Source organism: Mucilaginibacter pedocola, from assembly GCF_002013915.1.
GTDB lineage: Bacteria > Bacteroidota > Bacteroidia > Sphingobacteriales > Sphingobacteriaceae > Mucilaginibacter > Mucilaginibacter pedocola.
Genome location: NZ_MBTF01000010.1, coordinates 91901 through 109160 on the forward strand (window position 1 = coordinate 91901; position 17260 = coordinate 109160).

The 17260-nt window shown below is 46.4% G+C and carries 16 protein-coding genes; 6 read left to right on the forward strand and 10 right to left on the reverse strand.

Going from position 1 to position 17260, the window contains the following annotated elements:
• Positions 1 to 28 precede the first annotated feature (28 nt).
• Positions 29 to 367 carry a hypothetical protein gene (locus tag BC343_RS12020; RefSeq protein ID WP_078348032.1) on the forward strand — a complete coding sequence of 113 codons (339 nt, stop codon included), beginning with the start codon at positions 29 to 31 and terminating at the stop codon, positions 365 to 367.
• A gap of 79 nt (positions 368 to 446) precedes the next feature.
• On the opposite strand, the gene BC343_RS12025 is transcribed toward BC343_RS12020, so the two are convergent.
• Complete coding sequence (locus BC343_RS12025; RefSeq protein WP_078348033.1) at positions 447 to 1319, reverse strand: 3-keto-disaccharide hydrolase; 873 nt, start codon at positions 1317 to 1319, stop codon at positions 447 to 449.
• Between the two features lie 107 nt (positions 1320 to 1426).
• Between BC343_RS12025 and BC343_RS12030 the strand changes: the two genes are divergently transcribed.
• On the forward strand, positions 1427 to 2263 hold the full coding sequence (locus BC343_RS12030; protein ID WP_078348034.1) for an AraC family transcriptional regulator: 837 nt from the start codon (positions 1427 to 1429) through the stop codon (positions 2261 to 2263).
• A gap of 3 nt (positions 2264 to 2266) precedes the next feature.
• Here the strand turns inward: BC343_RS12030 and BC343_RS12035 are convergent, their stop codons facing one another.
• The 3 genes from BC343_RS12035 to BC343_RS12045 all read right to left on the reverse strand — a co-directional run bounded on the left by BC343_RS12035 (position 2267) and on the right by BC343_RS12045 (position 7697).
• Complete coding sequence (locus tag BC343_RS12035; RefSeq protein WP_078348035.1) at positions 2267 to 3013, reverse strand: tetratricopeptide repeat protein; 747 nt, start codon at positions 3011 to 3013, stop codon at positions 2267 to 2269.
• Between the two features lie 80 nt (positions 3014 to 3093).
• The gene (locus BC343_RS12040) at positions 3094 to 4932 is read right to left on the reverse strand and encodes a glycoside hydrolase family 35 protein (protein ID WP_078348036.1); all 1839 of its coding nucleotides are present in this window, start codon (positions 4930 to 4932) and stop codon (positions 3094 to 3096) included.
• A 17-nt stretch (positions 4933 to 4949) separates the two neighbouring features.
• A complete protein-coding gene (locus tag BC343_RS12045) occupies positions 4950 to 7697 on the reverse strand; it encodes a DNA gyrase/topoisomerase IV subunit A (RefSeq protein WP_078348037.1) in 2748 nt (915 codons plus the stop codon).
• 342 nt (positions 7698 to 8039) lie between these two features.
• Here BC343_RS12045 and BC343_RS12050 point away from each other — a divergent pair, with 342 nt between their 5' ends.
• On the forward strand, positions 8040 to 8276 hold the full coding sequence (locus BC343_RS12050; protein ID WP_078348038.1) for a DUF6364 family protein: 237 nt from the start codon (positions 8040 to 8042) through the stop codon (positions 8274 to 8276).
• A 3-nt stretch (positions 8277 to 8279) separates the two neighbouring features.
• Here the strand turns inward: BC343_RS12050 and BC343_RS12055 are convergent, their stop codons facing one another.
• Positions 8280 to 8795 carry a YdeI/OmpD-associated family protein gene (locus tag BC343_RS12055; protein WP_078348039.1) on the reverse strand — a complete coding sequence of 172 codons (516 nt, stop codon included), beginning with the start codon at positions 8793 to 8795 and terminating at the stop codon, positions 8280 to 8282.
• A gap of 134 nt (positions 8796 to 8929) precedes the next feature.
• On the opposite strand from BC343_RS12055, the gene BC343_RS12060 reads away from it, so the two are divergent.
• The gene (locus BC343_RS12060) at positions 8930 to 9358 is read left to right on the forward strand and encodes a nuclear transport factor 2 family protein (RefSeq protein WP_078348040.1); all 429 of its coding nucleotides are present in this window, start codon (positions 8930 to 8932) and stop codon (positions 9356 to 9358) included.
• A gap of 64 nt (positions 9359 to 9422) precedes the next feature.
• Here BC343_RS12060 and BC343_RS12065 read toward each other — a convergent pair whose 3' ends face one another.
• The 5 genes from BC343_RS12065 to BC343_RS12085 all read right to left on the reverse strand — a co-directional run bounded on the left by BC343_RS12065 (position 9423) and on the right by BC343_RS12085 (position 13688).
• On the reverse strand, positions 9423 to 10082 hold the full coding sequence (locus tag BC343_RS12065; RefSeq protein WP_078348041.1) for a GDSL-type esterase/lipase family protein: 660 nt from the start codon (positions 10080 to 10082) through the stop codon (positions 9423 to 9425).
• Complete coding sequence (locus BC343_RS12070) at positions 10079 to 10573, reverse strand: cytidine deaminase family protein (protein ID WP_078348042.1); 495 nt, start codon at positions 10571 to 10573, stop codon at positions 10079 to 10081. The genes BC343_RS12065 and BC343_RS12070 overlap by 4 nt, the downstream gene beginning before the upstream one ends.
• A gap of 42 nt (positions 10574 to 10615) precedes the next feature.
• Complete coding sequence (locus BC343_RS12075) at positions 10616 to 11011, reverse strand: hypothetical protein (protein ID WP_078348043.1); 396 nt, start codon at positions 11009 to 11011, stop codon at positions 10616 to 10618.
• A 12-nt stretch (positions 11012 to 11023) separates the two neighbouring features.
• Positions 11024 to 12916 (reverse strand): DNA topoisomerase IV subunit B, encoded by a 1893-nt coding sequence (locus BC343_RS12080; protein WP_078348044.1) that lies wholly within the window; start codon positions 12914 to 12916, stop codon positions 11024 to 11026.
• A 103-nt stretch (positions 12917 to 13019) separates the two neighbouring features.
• Entirely contained in the window at positions 13020 to 13688 is a 669-nt protein-coding gene (locus BC343_RS12085; RefSeq protein WP_078348045.1) for a hypothetical protein, read from the reverse strand.
• 105 nt (positions 13689 to 13793) lie between these two features.
• On the opposite strand from BC343_RS12085, the gene BC343_RS12090 reads away from it, so the two are divergent.
• Both BC343_RS12090 and BC343_RS12095 read left to right on the forward strand, forming a co-directional pair.
• On the forward strand, positions 13794 to 15128 hold the full coding sequence (locus BC343_RS12090; RefSeq protein WP_078348046.1) for an APC family permease: 1335 nt from the start codon (positions 13794 to 13796) through the stop codon (positions 15126 to 15128).
• 281 nt (positions 15129 to 15409) lie between these two features.
• Positions 15410 to 17260, forward strand: a 1851-nt coding sequence (locus BC343_RS12095; RefSeq protein WP_078348051.1) for a glucosamine-6-phosphate deaminase, incomplete at its 3' end; no start/stop codon positions are given.

Below are 17260 nucleotides of genomic sequence, written 5' to 3' on the forward strand. Positions count from 1 at the left end.
CCATAAAAACACTCAACAAGTTATCAATATGAAAAGGAAAATTTATCTATTCGCCGTTACCATGCTGATGATGGTAGCATCATTCAGTGCCAATGCCGCAACTTTTACCGACGACAAAAAAGCCTTCAAAGAAGCTGCTGCTAACATGACCGACGAGCAGAAACATGCCCGTATAGAAGAAATTAAAGTTCGCGTTCAGGAGATCAAAGCAATGGACAAATCTGATTTGAACAAAGCTGAGAAACAAGAGCTGAAAGCCGAACTTAAAAGCCTGAAACACGAAGCGCAAGCTATGGGTGGCGGCGGTATCTACCTGTCAGTAGGTGCTATCATCATCATCATCCTGGTGTTGATCCTGATCCTGTAATCAGTTTACAAAAATATCTATTTACAAAAATGGCCGCGGATAACCCGTGGCCATTTTTGTTTATGTTAGGTATCAAATTTCATTGGAACAGCTTAGCATATTGCGCAGGCAGTGCGGTTAGTGGTTTGATTTGTATACCTCTATAAAACACCTCCGCTGCTTCGCTCTGCACCTGTATCTTGCCGTTATCTAAAGCAGTCTCGGTACCATCTGCATTGGTGTAGCGCGAGTTTTGCAGTACCATTACCACCTTGCCATTTACAATGTGCAGGCTTTTGCCTTCAAAGCATATCAGCTCTATGGTATTCCATTCGCCGGCTGGTTTCTCCGCATTCTCCGAGCGCATGCAATAGTAGTTACCTCCTTTTTTAAACGGACGGAAAGGCTGGCTTTGGTCGGCAATAGCACTCATTACACCTTCGGGCGGGTACGAGCGTATATCAATTGCAGAACTTGCCTGGCACCAAAAATCCCCCATATGGCCTTCCATTATCTGGAACTCCTGCGATAGCATCCACGAGCGCCAATACTCCGCCCCTGCCTCGCCCTGCGAATGGTACAGGATGCCCGAATCCTTCAGCAGGTCTTTACGGGGCTCGTATTTATCCTTGCCCCATTTCACTTGCAGCTTTAGATGGTAGTTTTTATAGGCTTGCTTAGTATACAAGCAACCATAAACTTCTCCGCTAACACGAAGCACGGGGCCACCGGGCTCATTCAGCACCGAGAACACACCGAAACTATCTTTATTGTAACCAATGGGCGCTATCTCTTTACCGTTAGCATCTGTTGGTACTTTTCCATTATAGCCATTCTTATGGCGATAGCTCAGGTAGTTTTCCCATTTGCTCAGGTTCTTATCCAGTAGTGGCTCCCATTCGGATGGTGCACGCATAGAAAATTGCGTGGCGCTAAGTAAAATTAAAAGGCTTAAGAGGTATACACGTTTCATATGGGTTTGATAAAGGTGAATGGTTTGTTTCTGTTAACATCGAAGGTATCGGTATTGGCGCCTTGCCTTCTTGTACAAAAACATTATTTTTCGGTACTTTTATAACAATGAGAAGATACGTACTGCACAACCCTTTCAGTATCTACCACTTCGAGGCCGCCGAATGGACGCATTCGGTGCATAAGCATACTTACTTTGAGGTGATATTTATTTTGAAAGGGAAGGGTATGCACCACATTAATGGCTCAACTTTTGGCTATGAAGCAGGCGACGTATTCCTGTTAGGCCCCGAGGATTTCCATTACTTCGATATCGAAGAACTTACTGAGTTTTCTTTCGTGCGGTTCAACGAACATATTTCTAAGACTACAGCCGGTGATAAAGAGGCCGCCTGGCAACCTATCATTAAAACGCTGCTGAATACCTCATCGCAAAGCAGGGGTTCGATAGTAACTGATAAGGCAGAAAAACAAAAACTTCATCATTTGCTGGCTGTTTTAGAACAGGAGTGTGAGAATGAGCGGTCGCAATATTTCGAAGTAGTGCGCGATACCCTGATGCGCTCGATATTGGTAATACTGGCCAGAAGTTTATCGGGGCAGGATAGTGTGAAGCCCATCCTGAAAGAATCGGTAGAGCGGATGCTAAGTTATGTAAAGGAACACATCAACAACCGCGGGGCCATCAAAATCGAAAGCCTTGCCGCAACCTTCAATTATGCGCCTGCCTATATTAGCCTGTTCTTTAAACGCCACACCGGCGAATCGCTGAAGCAATTCATCATCAAACACAAAATAAAACTAATAGAGGCACAGCTGCAATACGGGCAACGCTCGCTATCCGAAATTGCCTTCGAATTTGGCTACACCGACGAAAGCCATTTTAGCAAGCAATTCAGGAAATACACCGGCACTACGCCAAGCGCCTTCAGGAAAAATATTTGATACTTACTGGTAAATATTCTTCAGTTCGGCCTTGGCTTTCACAAACCATTCTTTGCTTGCCTTCTTTTCCATAGCGCTCAGGTGGGGTTGCTCATCCAGCATATCGGTAAAGATCTGCTCGGCATTTTCTATCCTATCCTGCCGTATTAAAAACAGCCCATATTGGTAGCGTTGCTCAAAGTACGAATAGCGGCCTTTCATGGCCTTAAACTCGGTTTCCGCGGCATCCAATTGCCCCAACTGCTCCAAAGCCATGGCGTAGGTAATATGCGCCTGCGAACGCGGGAACTGCGGTGTTTTGTAGAGCTTTTTGGCGATAGGTGTTACTTCGGCATAGCGCTGCTGTTTGTAATAGGCTATGATGAGTTGCGCCAAGACATGCTCGTTCTCGGCGAAGGCGCCCGTGAGGCTGGCGTTGTATATATCAACGGCCTTATCCGTTTGCCCGGCTTCCAAATAAGCATCGGCCAGCCTGATGCGGTTGGCAAAGGTATCGGTAAATCGCACCTCCTCTTCCAGCCGCTTTAGTTTAACGCCGGGATTGAATACCGAAGCCACATCAACCTTTGGCGCACTTACACGGCGATTGCCCCAAACTTCCTGGTAAAGGTATATAATGGAGCCTATCACCGGCAAAAACAGCAGCATCCATATATACCTTTCGAACTTGCCGTTGCGGTAGGCATGGAATATACAGATGGCCTGCAGGCCGCCAATAATGTAATAAGTGTATTCGTTTTGGAAAAACATGGGGCTATTGTGATAACTGTACCAAAAATAAAAAAAAGCCGCATTTAGCGGCTCTCTTTATCATGAATTTTCGATTATGCTTATTTAACCAATTCGCCCAATACAGAGTGGTTCAAGGTAGATAGTTCGGTATGACCGCTTTTCAATTGGTCGAACACCACTACTTCGTTAACGCCTTTCTTCAACCATACGGCAGGCACGTAAAGCGTTTGCTGCGGGCCGATGTTCCAGTACCTGCCCAGGTTATGCCCGTTGATGAATACAAAGCCCTTACCAAAGCCATGCATATCCAAATAGGTATCGCCAAGCCCGCGAAGCGAGAAGGTGCCGCGGTAAAGCGCAGGCTGCTCCAAATTATCTGCCGAAGCAATAGGCGTATACTTTGTGCCCGCCAACGACGAGAACGGGAAGCGGTACATTTTCCAACCCAATAATTCCTGTCCGTTCAGGGTAACCTTTTCGGTAATACCCTGGCGGTTATCTGTAAGGAAGGGTCCGTAATTGATGCGGCCGGTGTTCTCTACCAAAATATCCAATACAGCATTTGCCTCGGGGCTGTTCAGCTCCAGCGAATCCTGTTTAAGGCGGCGGTCTAAAACGCTAATGCGTTTGCCATTGAGGTATACGGTGGCATAGTCGCGCATCTCTTTTATCTTCAACAGGCCTTTGGCAGCATCTTTTAAGGTAGTGCGATATAAAACAAAGCCATAGCCCTGGTCAATATCCTCAAAGCTTTGCGGTTTTTCAGATTCTACCGGTACGGGCAGGTTGCTCAACAAATTGCTCTTGCCACTGAACTTGATCACCTCTAAAGCAAAGGTCATGCGTTTTTTGCCGGGCACATCGGGCAGGGTTTCGCCGGGTGGCAGGTGGCGGGCAATGACCTCGCGGAATTTGTAATACTTGGCCGTAGGCTCACCTGCCTCGTTCAGCGGTGCATCATAATCGTAGCTGGTTGTTTGGGGCGAATAAGCTTCGGTACGGTTCATATTGGCACCATTCATAAAATCGCGCGTGGTACCGCCGTGGAACATATACAGGTTAATGGAAATGCCCGCGCTTAATACTTCGTCCAGCTTCTTGGCATCGCTATCGGCATTAGTTCCGCTGTGTGCTCTCCCCCAGCTATCGAACCAGCCCGGGTACCATTCGGCTATGTAGTAAGGGCCTTTCCCGTTGTGGTATTTGTTGATGAGTTCTTTTACCTTCTTCGGGTTATCCTCGCCATTTACCGCCGGCAAAAAGCCCGGTAGGTAACCGGCGGGCATTTGCGTTGCACCATCGCAGGTGAACAAAACGCCATCGAAACCGGCCTCGCGGAATATCTTTTCATTTTGGGCGAGATATTGTTTATCGTTGCTGTACGATCCGTACTCGTTCTCTATCTGCACCATAATAATGTTGCCGCCGTGGGTGATCAGCAAAGGCGATAATTGCTTGCCCAATTGCAGTACGTAATTGCGGTAGGCATCCATAAATTTAGGGTCGAGGCTGCGTACTTTCAGGTCCTTATCCTTCAACAGCCACCAGGGGTAACCACCAAATTCCCACTCGGCGCAGGCGTAGGGGCTTGGGCGCATTACCACCCACATGCCTTCTTCTTTCGCCACTTGCGCAAAGGCAGCTATGTTTTTGTTACCGCTAAAATCGTACTGGCCCTGCACCATTTCGTGCGCGTTCCAAAAAACGTACATACCAATGGTGTTGAGGCCCATGGCTTTGGCCATACGGATGCGTTCGCGCCACATATCTTCGGGTATGCGGGTGTAGTGCATTTCGCCCGAAATGATTTGCATGGGTTTACCGTCCATCATAAAAGTACTATCGCCAAGGGCGAAAGTATGGGTAGCGGTTTGGGCATTACTTAGGGAAAGCCCGCCGAACAGCAAGGCAGAACAAATCAATAGTTTCTTCAACATATCTCTTTCACAAATAATTAAAATAAGCCAAGCTGGCCCTGATCGTCAATATCGATATCGCCCGGGTTGGTGATCTCGAAGTCTATTTTCTTTTTTGGAGGTTCCACAGATGGGGACGATGCCTCTGCTGATGAAGCTGGTTCTGCCGGCGGTGCCGCATCCTGTGTATTTTTATCTTCGCCGGTTAGGGTTATTTCGGTGTCTTCTACCGAATCGGGTGCCGGGTCGGGTACATCTTCGGCATCGTCGTGCTCGGCTATTAGCTCAACAGTTTTAATTAAGTGGATGGATAAGCGGTTGCCCATGGCCTTCATACCTTTTACATCTATCAGGTCGGCAAGGTTTAGCTCAACTGTTTCGGGCACCATGGTTTTGCCTTTCAGCTGCTCCACTTTTACCACGGCCTGCGTTGCGCCAGATATAATCACCATTTTAGAACCTGCTTCATCACTTATAATGCTGGTTTGCCTGCCAATAACCGTATTCTCGAACACGAAGCGCTTCACCATGTAGTTCTTCGATTTGCCGTCGTAATGCACTACCGAGAATACTTTTGCAGGGTCGTATTTCTCAATAACCGTCATTTTATCATCAAAGTGGTTATTGAGATCGAAACTGGTTAGCTCGTAGCTGCCGTTGCCAAAAATGGTGAGGATGCGGTCGTCGCCGTCAAACTCGCCCAGGTATTTACCACGGCCATCGGCATTAAGGCGTTTCAGTATATCATCGTACCAAATTTTACGGCCGGCCAGCGTTGATACGCCTTTGCTTTTCAGCAATACCTTTTTCACGGGGTATTTGGTGACCATATTCCCCATCGAACCACGACCTTTAATGGCCAGTTGTGCAAAGTCCTCGTCGAAGTTCAGTTTCTTCAGCTTGGCATGAGGCTTCAATTGCACGTTCACAATTTCGGCCTCGCCGTTAGGGTTAGCTGTAAAGTAAAGCGTTTTTGAGCCTTTGGTACCCTTGGTCAGGTCGTACTCTTTATCGCGGGTGATACCCGTTACCGAGAAGCGCTTAATGTAGCTTACACCGCTTTGCCCGTCTTTGTAGATCATGTTGTAAACGGTACGCTCGTCGTTCTTTTTAAATACGGCAACGTGCAAAATGTCTTTACCTACAAAAACCTTATCCTGTACTTTATTCACCACAAACTTACCATCCTCGCGGAACACGATAATATCGTCGATATCCGAGCATTCGCCCACCAGTTCAACGTTCTCCTCTTTCTTGAGTGCCGAACCGATGAAGCCATCTACCCTATTTACATAAAGTTTGATATTCGCCAAAGCTACCTGCGCAGCTTCTACTTTATCAAAAGTGCGTAGTTCGGTTTTGCGTTCGCGGCCTTTGCCGTATTTGTCCTTCAGTTTCTCAAACCAGGCAATGGTATACTCGGTGAGATGCTTCAGGTGGTTTTTAACCGTTTTTATTTCTGCCTCGAGGTTTTTTATCTGCTCATCCGTTTTCTTAAAATCGAAACGGGTGATGCTGCTCATCGGCTTATCTATCAGCTTACGATAATCTTCGGGGGTTATCTCGCGGTAGAAAAGCTGGAAGAAGGGTGTGAACAGGCGCGTCAATACCTCAACTACCAAGTCGAACGTTGAGGAGTTTTCGTACTCAGGGTTCTTGTACATCCCCTCTTGGATAAATATCTTCAGTAACGAGCTGAAGAATATTTTCTCCATCAGTTCCTTCAACTTTATCTCCAACTCCTGGCGCAGCAGGTCGCGGGTGTAGTTGGTGCTCTCGATAAGCATATCGTTCACGCTCACAAAGCGAGGCTTATCGTCCTGTATTACGCAGGTGTTGGGCGATATAGAAACCTCGCAATCGGTAAAGGCATACAGCGCATCAATGGTAACATCGGGCGAAATCCCGGCTGCCAGGTGAACAATGATCTCTACATTTTGCGATGTATGGTCATCTATCTTCTTTATCTTGATCTTGCCTTTATCGTTGGCAGATATAATACTTTCAATTAAGCTAACGGTAGTGGTAGAGAACGGCACCTCGGTAATTACCAAAGTCTTTTTGTCCTTCTCCTCTATTTTGGCACGCACACGTACCTTACCGCCGCGCTGGCCTTCGTTATAAGCCGACGCATCTGCCATACCACCCGTCGGGAAGTCGGGCATCAGGTTAGGGCGAACGCCTTGTAACCAGGCAATAGAGGCATCAAGCAGTTCAATAAAGTTATGCGGCAATACCTTTGTAGCCAAGCCCACGGCAATACCTTCGGCACCTTGTGCAAGCAACAGCGGGAATTTAACGGGCAGCGTAATAGGCTCGCGGTTACGGCCATCGTAGCTGGCCTGCCAAACAGTGGTATCGGGGTTAAACACCACATCAAGCGCAAACTTGCTCAAACGGCCCTCAATATAACGCGGAGCAGCTGCCGAGTCGCCGGTTACCGGGCGACCCCAGTTACCCTGGGTATCTATCAGCAGTTCCTTTTGCCCAAGCTGTACCATGGCATCGCCAATAGAAGCATCGCCATGCGGGTGGTACTTCATGGTGTTACCAATTACGTTGGCGCCTTTGTTAAAGCGCCCGTCGTCCATCTCTTTAAGGGAGTGTAAAATACGGCGTTGTACGGGCTTCAGGCCATCGTTAATGTGCGGCACGGCACGGTCCAGAATTACGTACGAGGCGTAATCCAGGAACCAGTTTTCGTAAAGCCCATCAAGGGTGGTGAGGTTGTGAAGCTTGTCGTCGGTATTATCAGGAACGTTTTCAGGAAGCAGATCGTCACTCATTCTTCAGCAAAAAAATTGTTGATCGGTAAAGATAGGGATAATGTGCAGATGTGCGAGTGTGCAGAAACGGAGTTTTTATGCACAAATGGGGTGCGAATGTGCAAATGTGCGGGTGTGCAGATATGCAGATGATGGGAAGATGTAATAAATTTGGCTTATGGATGAATTAGAGTTGAACCAGGAGAATAATTGGGGCGGACTGCCGGAAGAAGCAATAGTCGGCATTGAAGCGGTCTTGAAAGATATTTAGGAAGGACGAGTTCATCCCCATGAAAAAGTAATGGCGATGATCGCTAAAAAGTTTGCCGATTGGAAAACAGACACGAATATTAATACCGATCTATGAAAAGTAAATTGACTTTAACAATTGATGCCGTTCTAATACAACGGATAAAAGCTTATTCTAAGAAACAAGGAAAGAGCGTTTCTGAAATAGTGGAAGAACATTTCAAAGTATTGCTGGCCTTTTCGCAACAAGAATCGTTTATGAATATGGTTGATAAACTACCGCCTCATAACATCCCGAGAGATCTAAATTTAAAGGAAGCGTACTATCAAAACAAAAACGGGAAGGCTTAAACCCTACCCCTCTCTCAACTTTTTCTTCTCCCGCAACATCATCCCATAATCCATCCCCCTCCGGGCAGCATTAACCGTACTTACTATCCGGTTAGCCCTTGTCTCCTCCGTTTTGGCATCGTTTATCCATTTGATAAAATAGCCCCTGTGCGATTTTGTGATGCTGTTTAAATAATCCGCCGCTTCGGGTTCAAAATCAAGGCATTCCTGCAGGTCGTCGGGAATTTCCAGTTTAAAATCAACATCAAATTCCAGCCTTACGCGCAACACAGCGCCTTTGCTTTTGTGCAGCGCTTTGCGAATCTCCTGCCGCAAAGCAAGCATGTGTTTGCCATCGCCCATGGGCAGCAGGCTCATGCCTGCAACGGGTAATTCATCCAAAAATCCTCGCACCCTAAATGATCGTTTGTCGTTCGGTTTTAGTTCGGCAGATATATCGGCGGGTATTTCAACATAGGTCCAGCCGGTTTTGTCGCCGTATTCGCCGAATTGGAGTATGATGGTATTAAAATCGACCATAGCCAAATATAGGCGTTGCAGGGGGCAAATGTTAAATGTTTGTTAAATGCGAATATTTAACATTTCGGAGTGTAACACAACGGATGTTGGCAGCATCTTATGAGTATAAATTTAACCAAACAACTTAAAATACCATGAAAACTCTTAAATCAATCATCTTAGGCTTAGCCTTATTATTAGTATGCGGCGCAGTTAATGCTAACCCTGTAAACGACAACGAAAACCTTACTGCAACCCACGCGGTGAACACCTATATAGATGCCATCACGCGCGGCAAATTAAACGGACTGAACGATGTGCTTGACCAGCACGTGAAGTTTAACATGCTACGCGGCAAAAAGATGCTCAGCTTCGATAAAAAAGAAATGATGGACTTTTTTAAAGGCGATAAAAACGTTGAGCAGGATTGTGTTACCAGCACCGACATTGTAGAAAGCAACACCGATATTAAAGTGGTAAAGGTAGATATGAAATACAAAGGCTTTACCCGCAGCAACTATGTAACCGTGGCCAACACCGGCGATGGCTGGAAAATAACCAACGTTTACAGCGTGTTTAAATAAATCTTATTAGTTAGTTTAGTTTAGTGTTTAAGTGTGAAGCCTCCCGTTGCGTCGGGAGGCTTTCTTATTTTACATAAGGCTGCAAAACTGCCTGCCATTTATCGTAACCGGTTTTATTAAGGTGCAGCAGGTCGCCCTCAAATAACGATTCGTCCGGCTGTTGTGTAGCGGGGTTTAGTATCACGGTGGCTACATCAATGTAGCGCCCTTTCTTTTTACCGGTTAAAAATGCCTTTATTTTAGTGTTGGCAATTTTCACCTCCGGGAAGAATTTTGCGCGGCTTGGGCTGGGTTTCACGGCCATAAAATAAACTTCGGTATTGGGTAATTTACTGCTAAGCATGCCCCAAAGCTTCACAAACTCTTCAGCCACAAAATCGCCGCTTTTACCCGCGGCTATATCGTTCTCGCCGGCATAAACAAATATCTTTTTAGGCTGATAAGGGAACAAGATGTAAGGCGTATAATAGTCTACCAGTTGCTCCAGTGTACAACCACCGACCCCGCGGCGGATGATGGGTTTATCGCTAAAGCGCTGCTCCAGGTCGGTCCATTTGCGGATTGATGAGCTGCCAATGAACAGGATGCCGTTCTTTGGTGGGAATTTCAGGCTGTCGGCATGTTTAAAATCGCGTATCTCGTTATCAAAAGGAAATCCGCTTTGGGCTTTTGCGCTAAACCCGGCCAGGGCCACAATAAACAGTACTATTATCTTCAGTTTCATATAGCTTGCGATAATCTTTCTTCAAAAAACATAAAGGGCATCATGCTATGTACGCCATCTATTGCCCAAACGGGGCCGTCAATGCAATACAACAACATTTTAAAGGGGCTGTTTTGGCGTTTCTCGCATTCTGCCATTACCTGCAGGCAGGCCCCGCATGATGTTACGGGTTTCAGCAGTTCAAATTCTTCGGTTTTTGCCGTTACCGCCATGGCAACAATAGGATCATCTGCATAGCTGGTACCCCAATGAAAAAGTGCTACCCGCTCGGCGCAAAGCCCCGATGGATAAGCTACGTTCTCCTGGTTGCTGGCTTTGATAACTTTACCGCTTTGCAACAACAAAGCAGCGCCTACTTTAAATTTTGAATATGGTGAATGTGAGGTTGCCAATGCATCAACGGCATCCATGCACAGGCTGTAGTCACCTGCGTTAAGCTCCTCTACCGAATGGTACTCGTTAAAGGCTATTTTTATTTCGTGTTCCGTCATGTTATATGCCCGCCTGAAAAAGAGGGGGATACAAGATAACGTTTAATTTTTAAACTTCCAAAACTTAGCGATACCGTATTCGGGCGAATTCATCACCATGGTGTCGTTTTTAAAATAAACTTTCGCTTTGTAATCGTAATCGTCGTATTTGATGTCGATGGAATCTTTATCAAATAGATATTTATAGGAAGTATCGTGCGCGAAGTAGAAAACAGAATCGGCACTGATCTCAAAAACCGGGTCGGGAGATTCGGTTCCTATCCAAACACCTATGGTTCTCTTTTGAAGTGAAGGTACTTCCGGCGAGGGGCTGCTGGCCACACCCGGTAAAAAATCCTGCGCCAGCTTAACCGAGTCTTTTTCGTAAACGATCTTTTGCTGCGGCCGCTTGCAGCCCATAGCGAACAAAGCGATCAACAGCAAAAAACCGTATTTCATTTTTTATATCGTTTAAGCTACCGCCAGTTCCACATTATCCAATTGCTCTTTCAACAACGGGTTTACGCTTTCGTCATCCTTCTCTACCCGCAGGTTGTTCACAATATGCTGCTGGCGTGTCGGCGTGTTTTTACCCATAAAGTATTCCAGTAGGGCCTTTACGTTGGCATCGCGCAGGTAAACAGGATCGAGGCGAATATCCTTGCCTATGAACAAACCGAACTCATCAGGCGATATTTCGCCCAAACCTTTAAAGCGGGTAATCTCGGGTTTGTTGCCCAGTTTGGCAATGGCGTTGCGGCGCTCTTCGTCGCTATAGCAGTAAATGGTTTCTTTTTTATTGCGCACCCTAAATAATGGTGTTTGCAGGATAGATACGTGCCCGGCCTTCACCAAATCGGGGAAGAATTGCAGGAAGAAGGTCATCAACAGCAAACGGATGTGCATACCGTCCACATCGGCATCGGTAGCTATTACTATGTTATTATAGCGCAGGTTCTCAATACCATCCTCAATATTCAGCGCGTGCTGCAGCAGGTTAAATTCTTCGTTCTCATAAACCACCTTTTTAGTAAGCCCAAAGCAGTTAAGCGGTTTACCTTTTAAGCTAAACACTGCCTGGGTATGCACATCGCGCGACTTGGTGATGCTTCCGCTCGCCGAATCCCCCTCAGTGATGAACAGGGTGGTTTCCTGCTTGCGCTCGTGGTTATCATCAAAATGCAATTTGCAGTCGCGCAGTTTGCGGTTATGTAACGATGCTTTTTTGGCGCGGTCATTCGCCAGCTTTTTAATACCGGCAATATCTTTACGTTCCCTTTCGGATTGCAGTATCCTTGCTTTCAGCGCATCGGCAGTTGCCTGGTTTTTGTGCAGGTAATTATCCAGTTCGCGCTTTACAAAATCACCAATGAAGGTACGTACGCTCGGCCCATCAGGGCCAACGTTTTGCGAGCCCAGTTTGGTTTTTGTTTGCGATTCGAAGACCGGCTCCTGAACTTTCACCGCAATAGCGGCAACGATAGAAGCGCGAATGTCCGAAGCATCAAAATCTTTTCCGTAAAACTCTTTGATAGTTTTCACTACCGCCTCGCGGAAGGCAGCCTGGTGGGTACCACCCTGGGTAGTGTGCTGGCCGTTCACGAAAGAATAGTATTCCTCTCCGTACGATTGGCCGTGCGTCATGGCTATCTCAATATCAGCCCCCTTCAGGTGAATAATGGGGTAACGCAGGTTCTCGGCATCGGCATTACGAACCAACAGGTCATACAAGCCACGCTCCGAAAGGTATTTTTTATTGTTGAAGTTTATGGTAAGCCCCGAGTTAAGGAACACATAGTTCCATATCATATTCTCCACAAATTCCGGGCGGAAACGGTAGTGGCGGAAAATGCTATCATCGGGTATAAAGTTGATGGCCGTGCCGTTGCGCTGGGTGGTTTCCTTTTCAGGCTCGTCGCGCGTTAGCTCGCCTTTCTCAAACTCGGCAATTTTGGTGCGCCCCTCGCGGTACGATTGTACGGTGAAGAAATTAGACAAAGCGTTAACCGCCTTGGTACCCACACCATTTAAACCAACCGATTTCTGGAAGGCCTTGCTATCGTATTTACCGCCGGTGTTTATTTTAGATACGCAATCAATAACCTTACCCAAAGGTATACCACGCCCGTAATCGCGCACTGATACCTTGTGCTCGCCCATATTTATCTCGATAGTTTTACCGGAGCCCATCACGAACTCATCTATCGAGTTATCTACTATCTCTTTCAGCAACACATACACACCATCGTCGAAAGCCGAGCCGTCGCCCAGTTTACCAATGTACATACCGGGGCGTAAACGTATGTGTTCCTTCCAGTCGAGCGACCGTATACTATCGTCGTTATAATTTACATTCTCTGCCATATCTGTCTAAAAAAGCGGGGAAACGGAATGCCCCAATTGCAAAAATAAACTACCTGCACTTAAGTTGGCACTTAAATGTGCTAACATATTAACATTGCAAGCGTTAGGGTTTAAACTTAAGGCAGTTACTGGCCTTATCAATATTCTTAAAAAATTCGGGGCCTTTGTCGTTAGCAAAACATACGGCCAGTATGGTGCCGGTGCGGTCTTTTTGCAGGGTAATTAGCAGTCCATATTTATAATGCTTGGTTATGGGCATATCCAGCAAGTTAAGCAGGTATGAACGGCCTGCATCGGCGTTGTAGCGCTGCAAGTATTTTGGCGTAATAATACGGGTAAAATAGCTGCTGGCATCGCCGGCGAAAGCCTGCGCATGTGCGGTACCCAAACCGAGGTAAAGCGAATCGGGGTTATCCTGCATGGTCTCTTTATTACCCAATGTACGCTGGTACGCCGCATAGTTTTCTTTCTGCGATTTTACCTGAAACCATATCTCAAAATCTTTTCCGGGTATGGCCATAGCGTAATCGAAAGAAAAGTCTTCATTATCGGGTGCGGGCACCTCTTTAAACCCTTGCGGGAATTTAAAAACTACATTGGCACGTGCCGTGGTTTCGAGGAAGGTTTTTAGCTGTGGGCTAATATGTGCCGGCTTTTTGTACGATGCTAAGGAGGGTTTGGCTACAACCGAATACTTCTTGCCCTGTGCCATTGCGGGGGCAATGCAAAACAACAATATAACGCTAAGCAATATTTGTTTAATTTGCTTCAAAATAGTTTAAATACGTAGGTAGCCAAAAAATTAACAAACGAATTTAACTGATAAAAACGTATTTCAAAATTAAAATATAAATTTAAAAAATAAACACTGAGGCAAATGAGTATTAAACCCAGGCTTAGCCGTTTCGACCTGACGATGATCGTGATAAGCTTGGTGATAGGCATGGGCATTTTTGGCACACCCAGCGATGTTGCCCAAAAGGCGGGCAATAGCTGGGTATTCTTCGGCGCCTGGATATTCGGTGGACTGGTTAGCCTCTGCGGTGCGCTCACCTTTGCCGAGATAGGAGCGCGGTACCCTACCACGGGCGGCTTTTACAAAGTTTTCTCCTACAGCTTCCATCCGGCTTTTGCTTTCATGATCAATTGGGTGCTGGTGATCAGCAACGCTGCATCGGTGGCTGCTGTAGCATTATTAGGTGCCGAATACATTAACCCTATTTTATTGCCTGCTGACATGCAGAACAGCTTTGGCACCAAGTTGACCACCATACTAACGGTGCTGGTACTTTATGGCATTAACTTTTTAGGGATAAAGCTGAGCGCCCGCACACAAAACGTGCTTACCATTTTTAAGGCAGGGATGATAGTTGTTCTATGTACAGCAATTTTTAAGAGCGATGCCCTACCTGTAGCTACTTCATTGACAAGTCAAACCGACGGCAACCTGGTAACCGCGTTCGGCTTAAGCCTTGTCGCTGTGTTTTTTACCTATACCGGCTACGCCCAAACTATCAACTTTGGAGGGGATATTATTGATGCGAAGCGGAATATCCCGCGTTCGATATTTATTGGTATTGGCGTAGTGATTACCCTATATCTCGCCATTAATTACGCCTACTTTAAAGTGCTCGGGCTGGAAGGTTTGAAACAAAACCACACGCTTGCCGCAACTATGGCGGGTATCATTTTCGGGCCGACGGGTGCTAAGATCACCTCCATACTCATGTTCGTGTCGGTTGTGGCTTATGTGAACGTTAATATCCTATCCAGTCCTCGGGTGTATTACGCCATGGCAGAAGATGGTATTTTGCCGCAGATATTTAAACGGGTAAATGAGAAAACCCAGGTGCAGGAATTTGGCATGAGCTTTTTTGTGATCGCTATTTTGGTTATCCTGTTTTTTGTAGGCTCGTTTAGCGATATGCTGCGTTATGTAATGTTTTTCGAGACCATCGGCGTATCGGTAGCGGCCATCGCCATTTTTATCCTGCGCAAAAAAACGCGCGGGCAGGATATCAAAGATATTTACACCATTAAATGGTATCCGCTGGTGCCGCTGGTTTTTATCCTCTCCTACTGGTTCGTCACCATCAACATCTTCATTTCTTTTAAAGAAAACCCCTATGCGGCATTGTTTTGTTTAGCTGCTTATGCCATTGGGTTGGGGATATATTATTTAAGCGTTGGGAAGCAACAAAAGCCCGTTTAGCCTTACTTTTTATCTTGATCTATTGTACCTGATAGTAAAAGGGGGGGTCTATTCAAAATAAATCTTTTTAAATTTTTTTAAAAAGTATTTTGATTTATTAAATTAAGTTTAGTAAGTTTGTGTCATAATGAATTTAACCTCATTACATAGTTCGCGTTCTCATTCCCTGGTTAGGGGATTTAAATTTTATAGTTAATTGGTTGGTAAATCCTCACTCCGGTGAGGATTTTTTTTATACCCAAATTTCTGTAGCACAACAATATCAAATTATATAAGCATTTATGGCACGATTAAATTTATTGGAAGAGACGAGGTACGAGAAGCTGCCCGTTAGCGTGTATGCCAACCAAAAAGAGGCATCGCTGGCGGTAGCGGCACGCATAGCAAAGCTGATACGCGGCAAACAGGCAGCAGGGCAGCAAACCGTTCTGGGTTTGGCTACCGGCGTAACGCCCATCGGCGTTTATGCCGAGCTGATTCGCCTGCACAAAGAAGAAGGCTTATCATTTAAGGATGTAGTAACTTTCAACCTGGATGAGTACTACCCTATGAAGCCTGATGCTGCCCAAAGCTACGTTACTTTCATGAACGAGAATTTATTCGACCATATCGATATCGATAAAGCTTTAGTGCACATCCCCGATGGTACCTTGGCACAGGATGATGTGGCTGCCTTCTGTTTAGATTACGAACGCCAGATAGAAGAGCTTGGCGGTTTGGATTTGCAGCTATTGGGTATAGGGCGTACCGGGCACATTGGCTTCAATGAGCCTGGCTCTGCACCCAACTCGGGTACCCGTTTGGTAACGCTTGACGACCTTACCCGCCGCGATGCTTCGCGCGATTTTGGTGGTAAAGAGAATGTACCTACCAAAGCCATCACCATGGGCGTTGGTACTATCTTTAAAGCCCGCGAAATTATCCTGATGGCATGGAGCGCCAAAAAAGCGCCTATCGTACAAAAAGCTGTAGAAGGCGAAATATCAGGCGAAGTACCTGCTACCTTCCTGCAGCTTTCTGATAGTGTTGAATTCGTATTGGACCAGGGTGCTGCTTCTGACTTAACGCGCTTTAACACCCCATGGCTGGTTAAGGATTGCGTTTGGGAAAATGCTTTAATTAAAAAAGCCGTTATCTGGCTATCAGGCGCCGTAGGTAAGCCTATCTTAAAACTGACCGAAGAAGATTACAATGCGCATGGCATGGCGCAGCTTGCCGTGGAGCAAGGGCCGGTATACAATATCAATATCGACATATTTAACCAGGTACAGCATACCATTACCGGTTGGCCGGGTGGTAAGCCGGGTGCTGATGACAGCCAGCGCCCCGAACGTGCCGAACCGGCACGCAAGCGCTCTATCGTATTCTCCCCGCACCCCGACGATGATGTAATATCTATGGGTGGTACATTTATTAGGCTCGTTGACCAGGGGCATGATGTACACGTAGCATACCAAACATCGGGCAATACTGCAGTATGGGATGATGATGTATTGCGTTATGTAGAGTTCGCTATCGACTTTAAAGAAAGTGTTGGCGAAGATGCTGCTGAGCTGAAAAAACTTTACGGCGAGATGCGCCATTTCATCGAGAACAAAGTACCTAACCAGGTAGATACGCAGGAGATACGCAATGTTAAAGGTTTCATCCGTAAAACCGAAGCGATAGCCGGTGCACGTTACGCAGGCTTGCCGGATAGCAATATCCATTTCCAGGCTTTGCCTTTTTACGAAACAGGCAAAACCAAGAAGAATGCCGTTGGCGAAGAGGATATCCTGTTAACTATGGAGCTTCTGCAAAAAATAAAGCCACACCAGGTTTTTGCAGCAGGCGATTTCGCCGACCCTAACGGTACGCACATCGTTTGCTTCAACATTATCCTCGCTGCCCTGCAACGCTTAAAAGAAACCGAAGAGTGGGTAAAAGATTGCTGGATGTGGCTGTACCGCGGTGCATGGCACGAGTTTGCTACCCACGAGATTGAGATGGCTGTACCATTATCGCCTGCCGAAGTATTGCGCAAGCGCGATGCGATCTTCAAGCACCAAAGCCAGAAAGATACCCCGGTATTCCCCGGCGATGATGCCCGCGAGTTCTGGGTACGCGCCGAGGACCGTAACCGCGAAACTGCC

Bases quoted from the DNA above. Each gene is read 5' to 3' on its own strand.
- BC343_RS12020 (WP_078348032.1), top strand. From the start codon at position 29: ATGAAAAGGAAAATTTATCTATTCGCCGTTACCATGCTGATGATGGTA.
- BC343_RS12025 (WP_078348033.1), bottom strand. From the start codon at position 1,319: ATGAAACGTGTATACCTCTTAAGCCTTTTAATTTTACTTAGCGCCACG.
- BC343_RS12030 (WP_078348034.1), top strand. From the start codon at position 1,427: ATGAGAAGATACGTACTGCACAACCCTTTCAGTATCTACCACTTCGAG.
- BC343_RS12035 (WP_078348035.1), bottom strand. From the start codon at position 3,013: ATGTTTTTCCAAAACGAATACACTTATTACATTATTGGCGGCCTGCAG.
- BC343_RS12040 (WP_078348036.1), bottom strand. From the start codon at position 4,932: ATGTTGAAGAAACTATTGATTTGTTCTGCCTTGCTGTTCGGCGGGCTT.
- BC343_RS12045 (WP_078348037.1), bottom strand. From the start codon at position 7,697: ATGAGTGACGATCTGCTTCCTGAAAACGTTCCTGATAATACCGACGAC.
- BC343_RS12050 (WP_078348038.1), top strand. From the start codon at position 8,040: ATGAAAAGTAAATTGACTTTAACAATTGATGCCGTTCTAATACAACGG.
- BC343_RS12055 (WP_078348039.1), bottom strand. From the start codon at position 8,795: ATGGTCGATTTTAATACCATCATACTCCAATTCGGCGAATACGGCGAC.
- BC343_RS12060 (WP_078348040.1), top strand. From the start codon at position 8,930: ATGAAAACTCTTAAATCAATCATCTTAGGCTTAGCCTTATTATTAGTA.
- BC343_RS12065 (WP_078348041.1), bottom strand. From the start codon at position 10,082: ATGAAACTGAAGATAATAGTACTGTTTATTGTGGCCCTGGCCGGGTTT.
- BC343_RS12070 (WP_078348042.1), bottom strand. From the start codon at position 10,573: ATGACGGAACACGAAATAAAAATAGCCTTTAACGAGTACCATTCGGTA.
- BC343_RS12075 (WP_078348043.1), bottom strand. From the start codon at position 11,011: ATGAAATACGGTTTTTTGCTGTTGATCGCTTTGTTCGCTATGGGCTGC.
- BC343_RS12080 (WP_078348044.1), bottom strand. From the start codon at position 12,916: ATGGCAGAGAATGTAAATTATAACGACGATAGTATACGGTCGCTCGAC.
- BC343_RS12090 (WP_078348046.1), top strand. From the start codon at position 13,794: ATGAGTATTAAACCCAGGCTTAGCCGTTTCGACCTGACGATGATCGTG.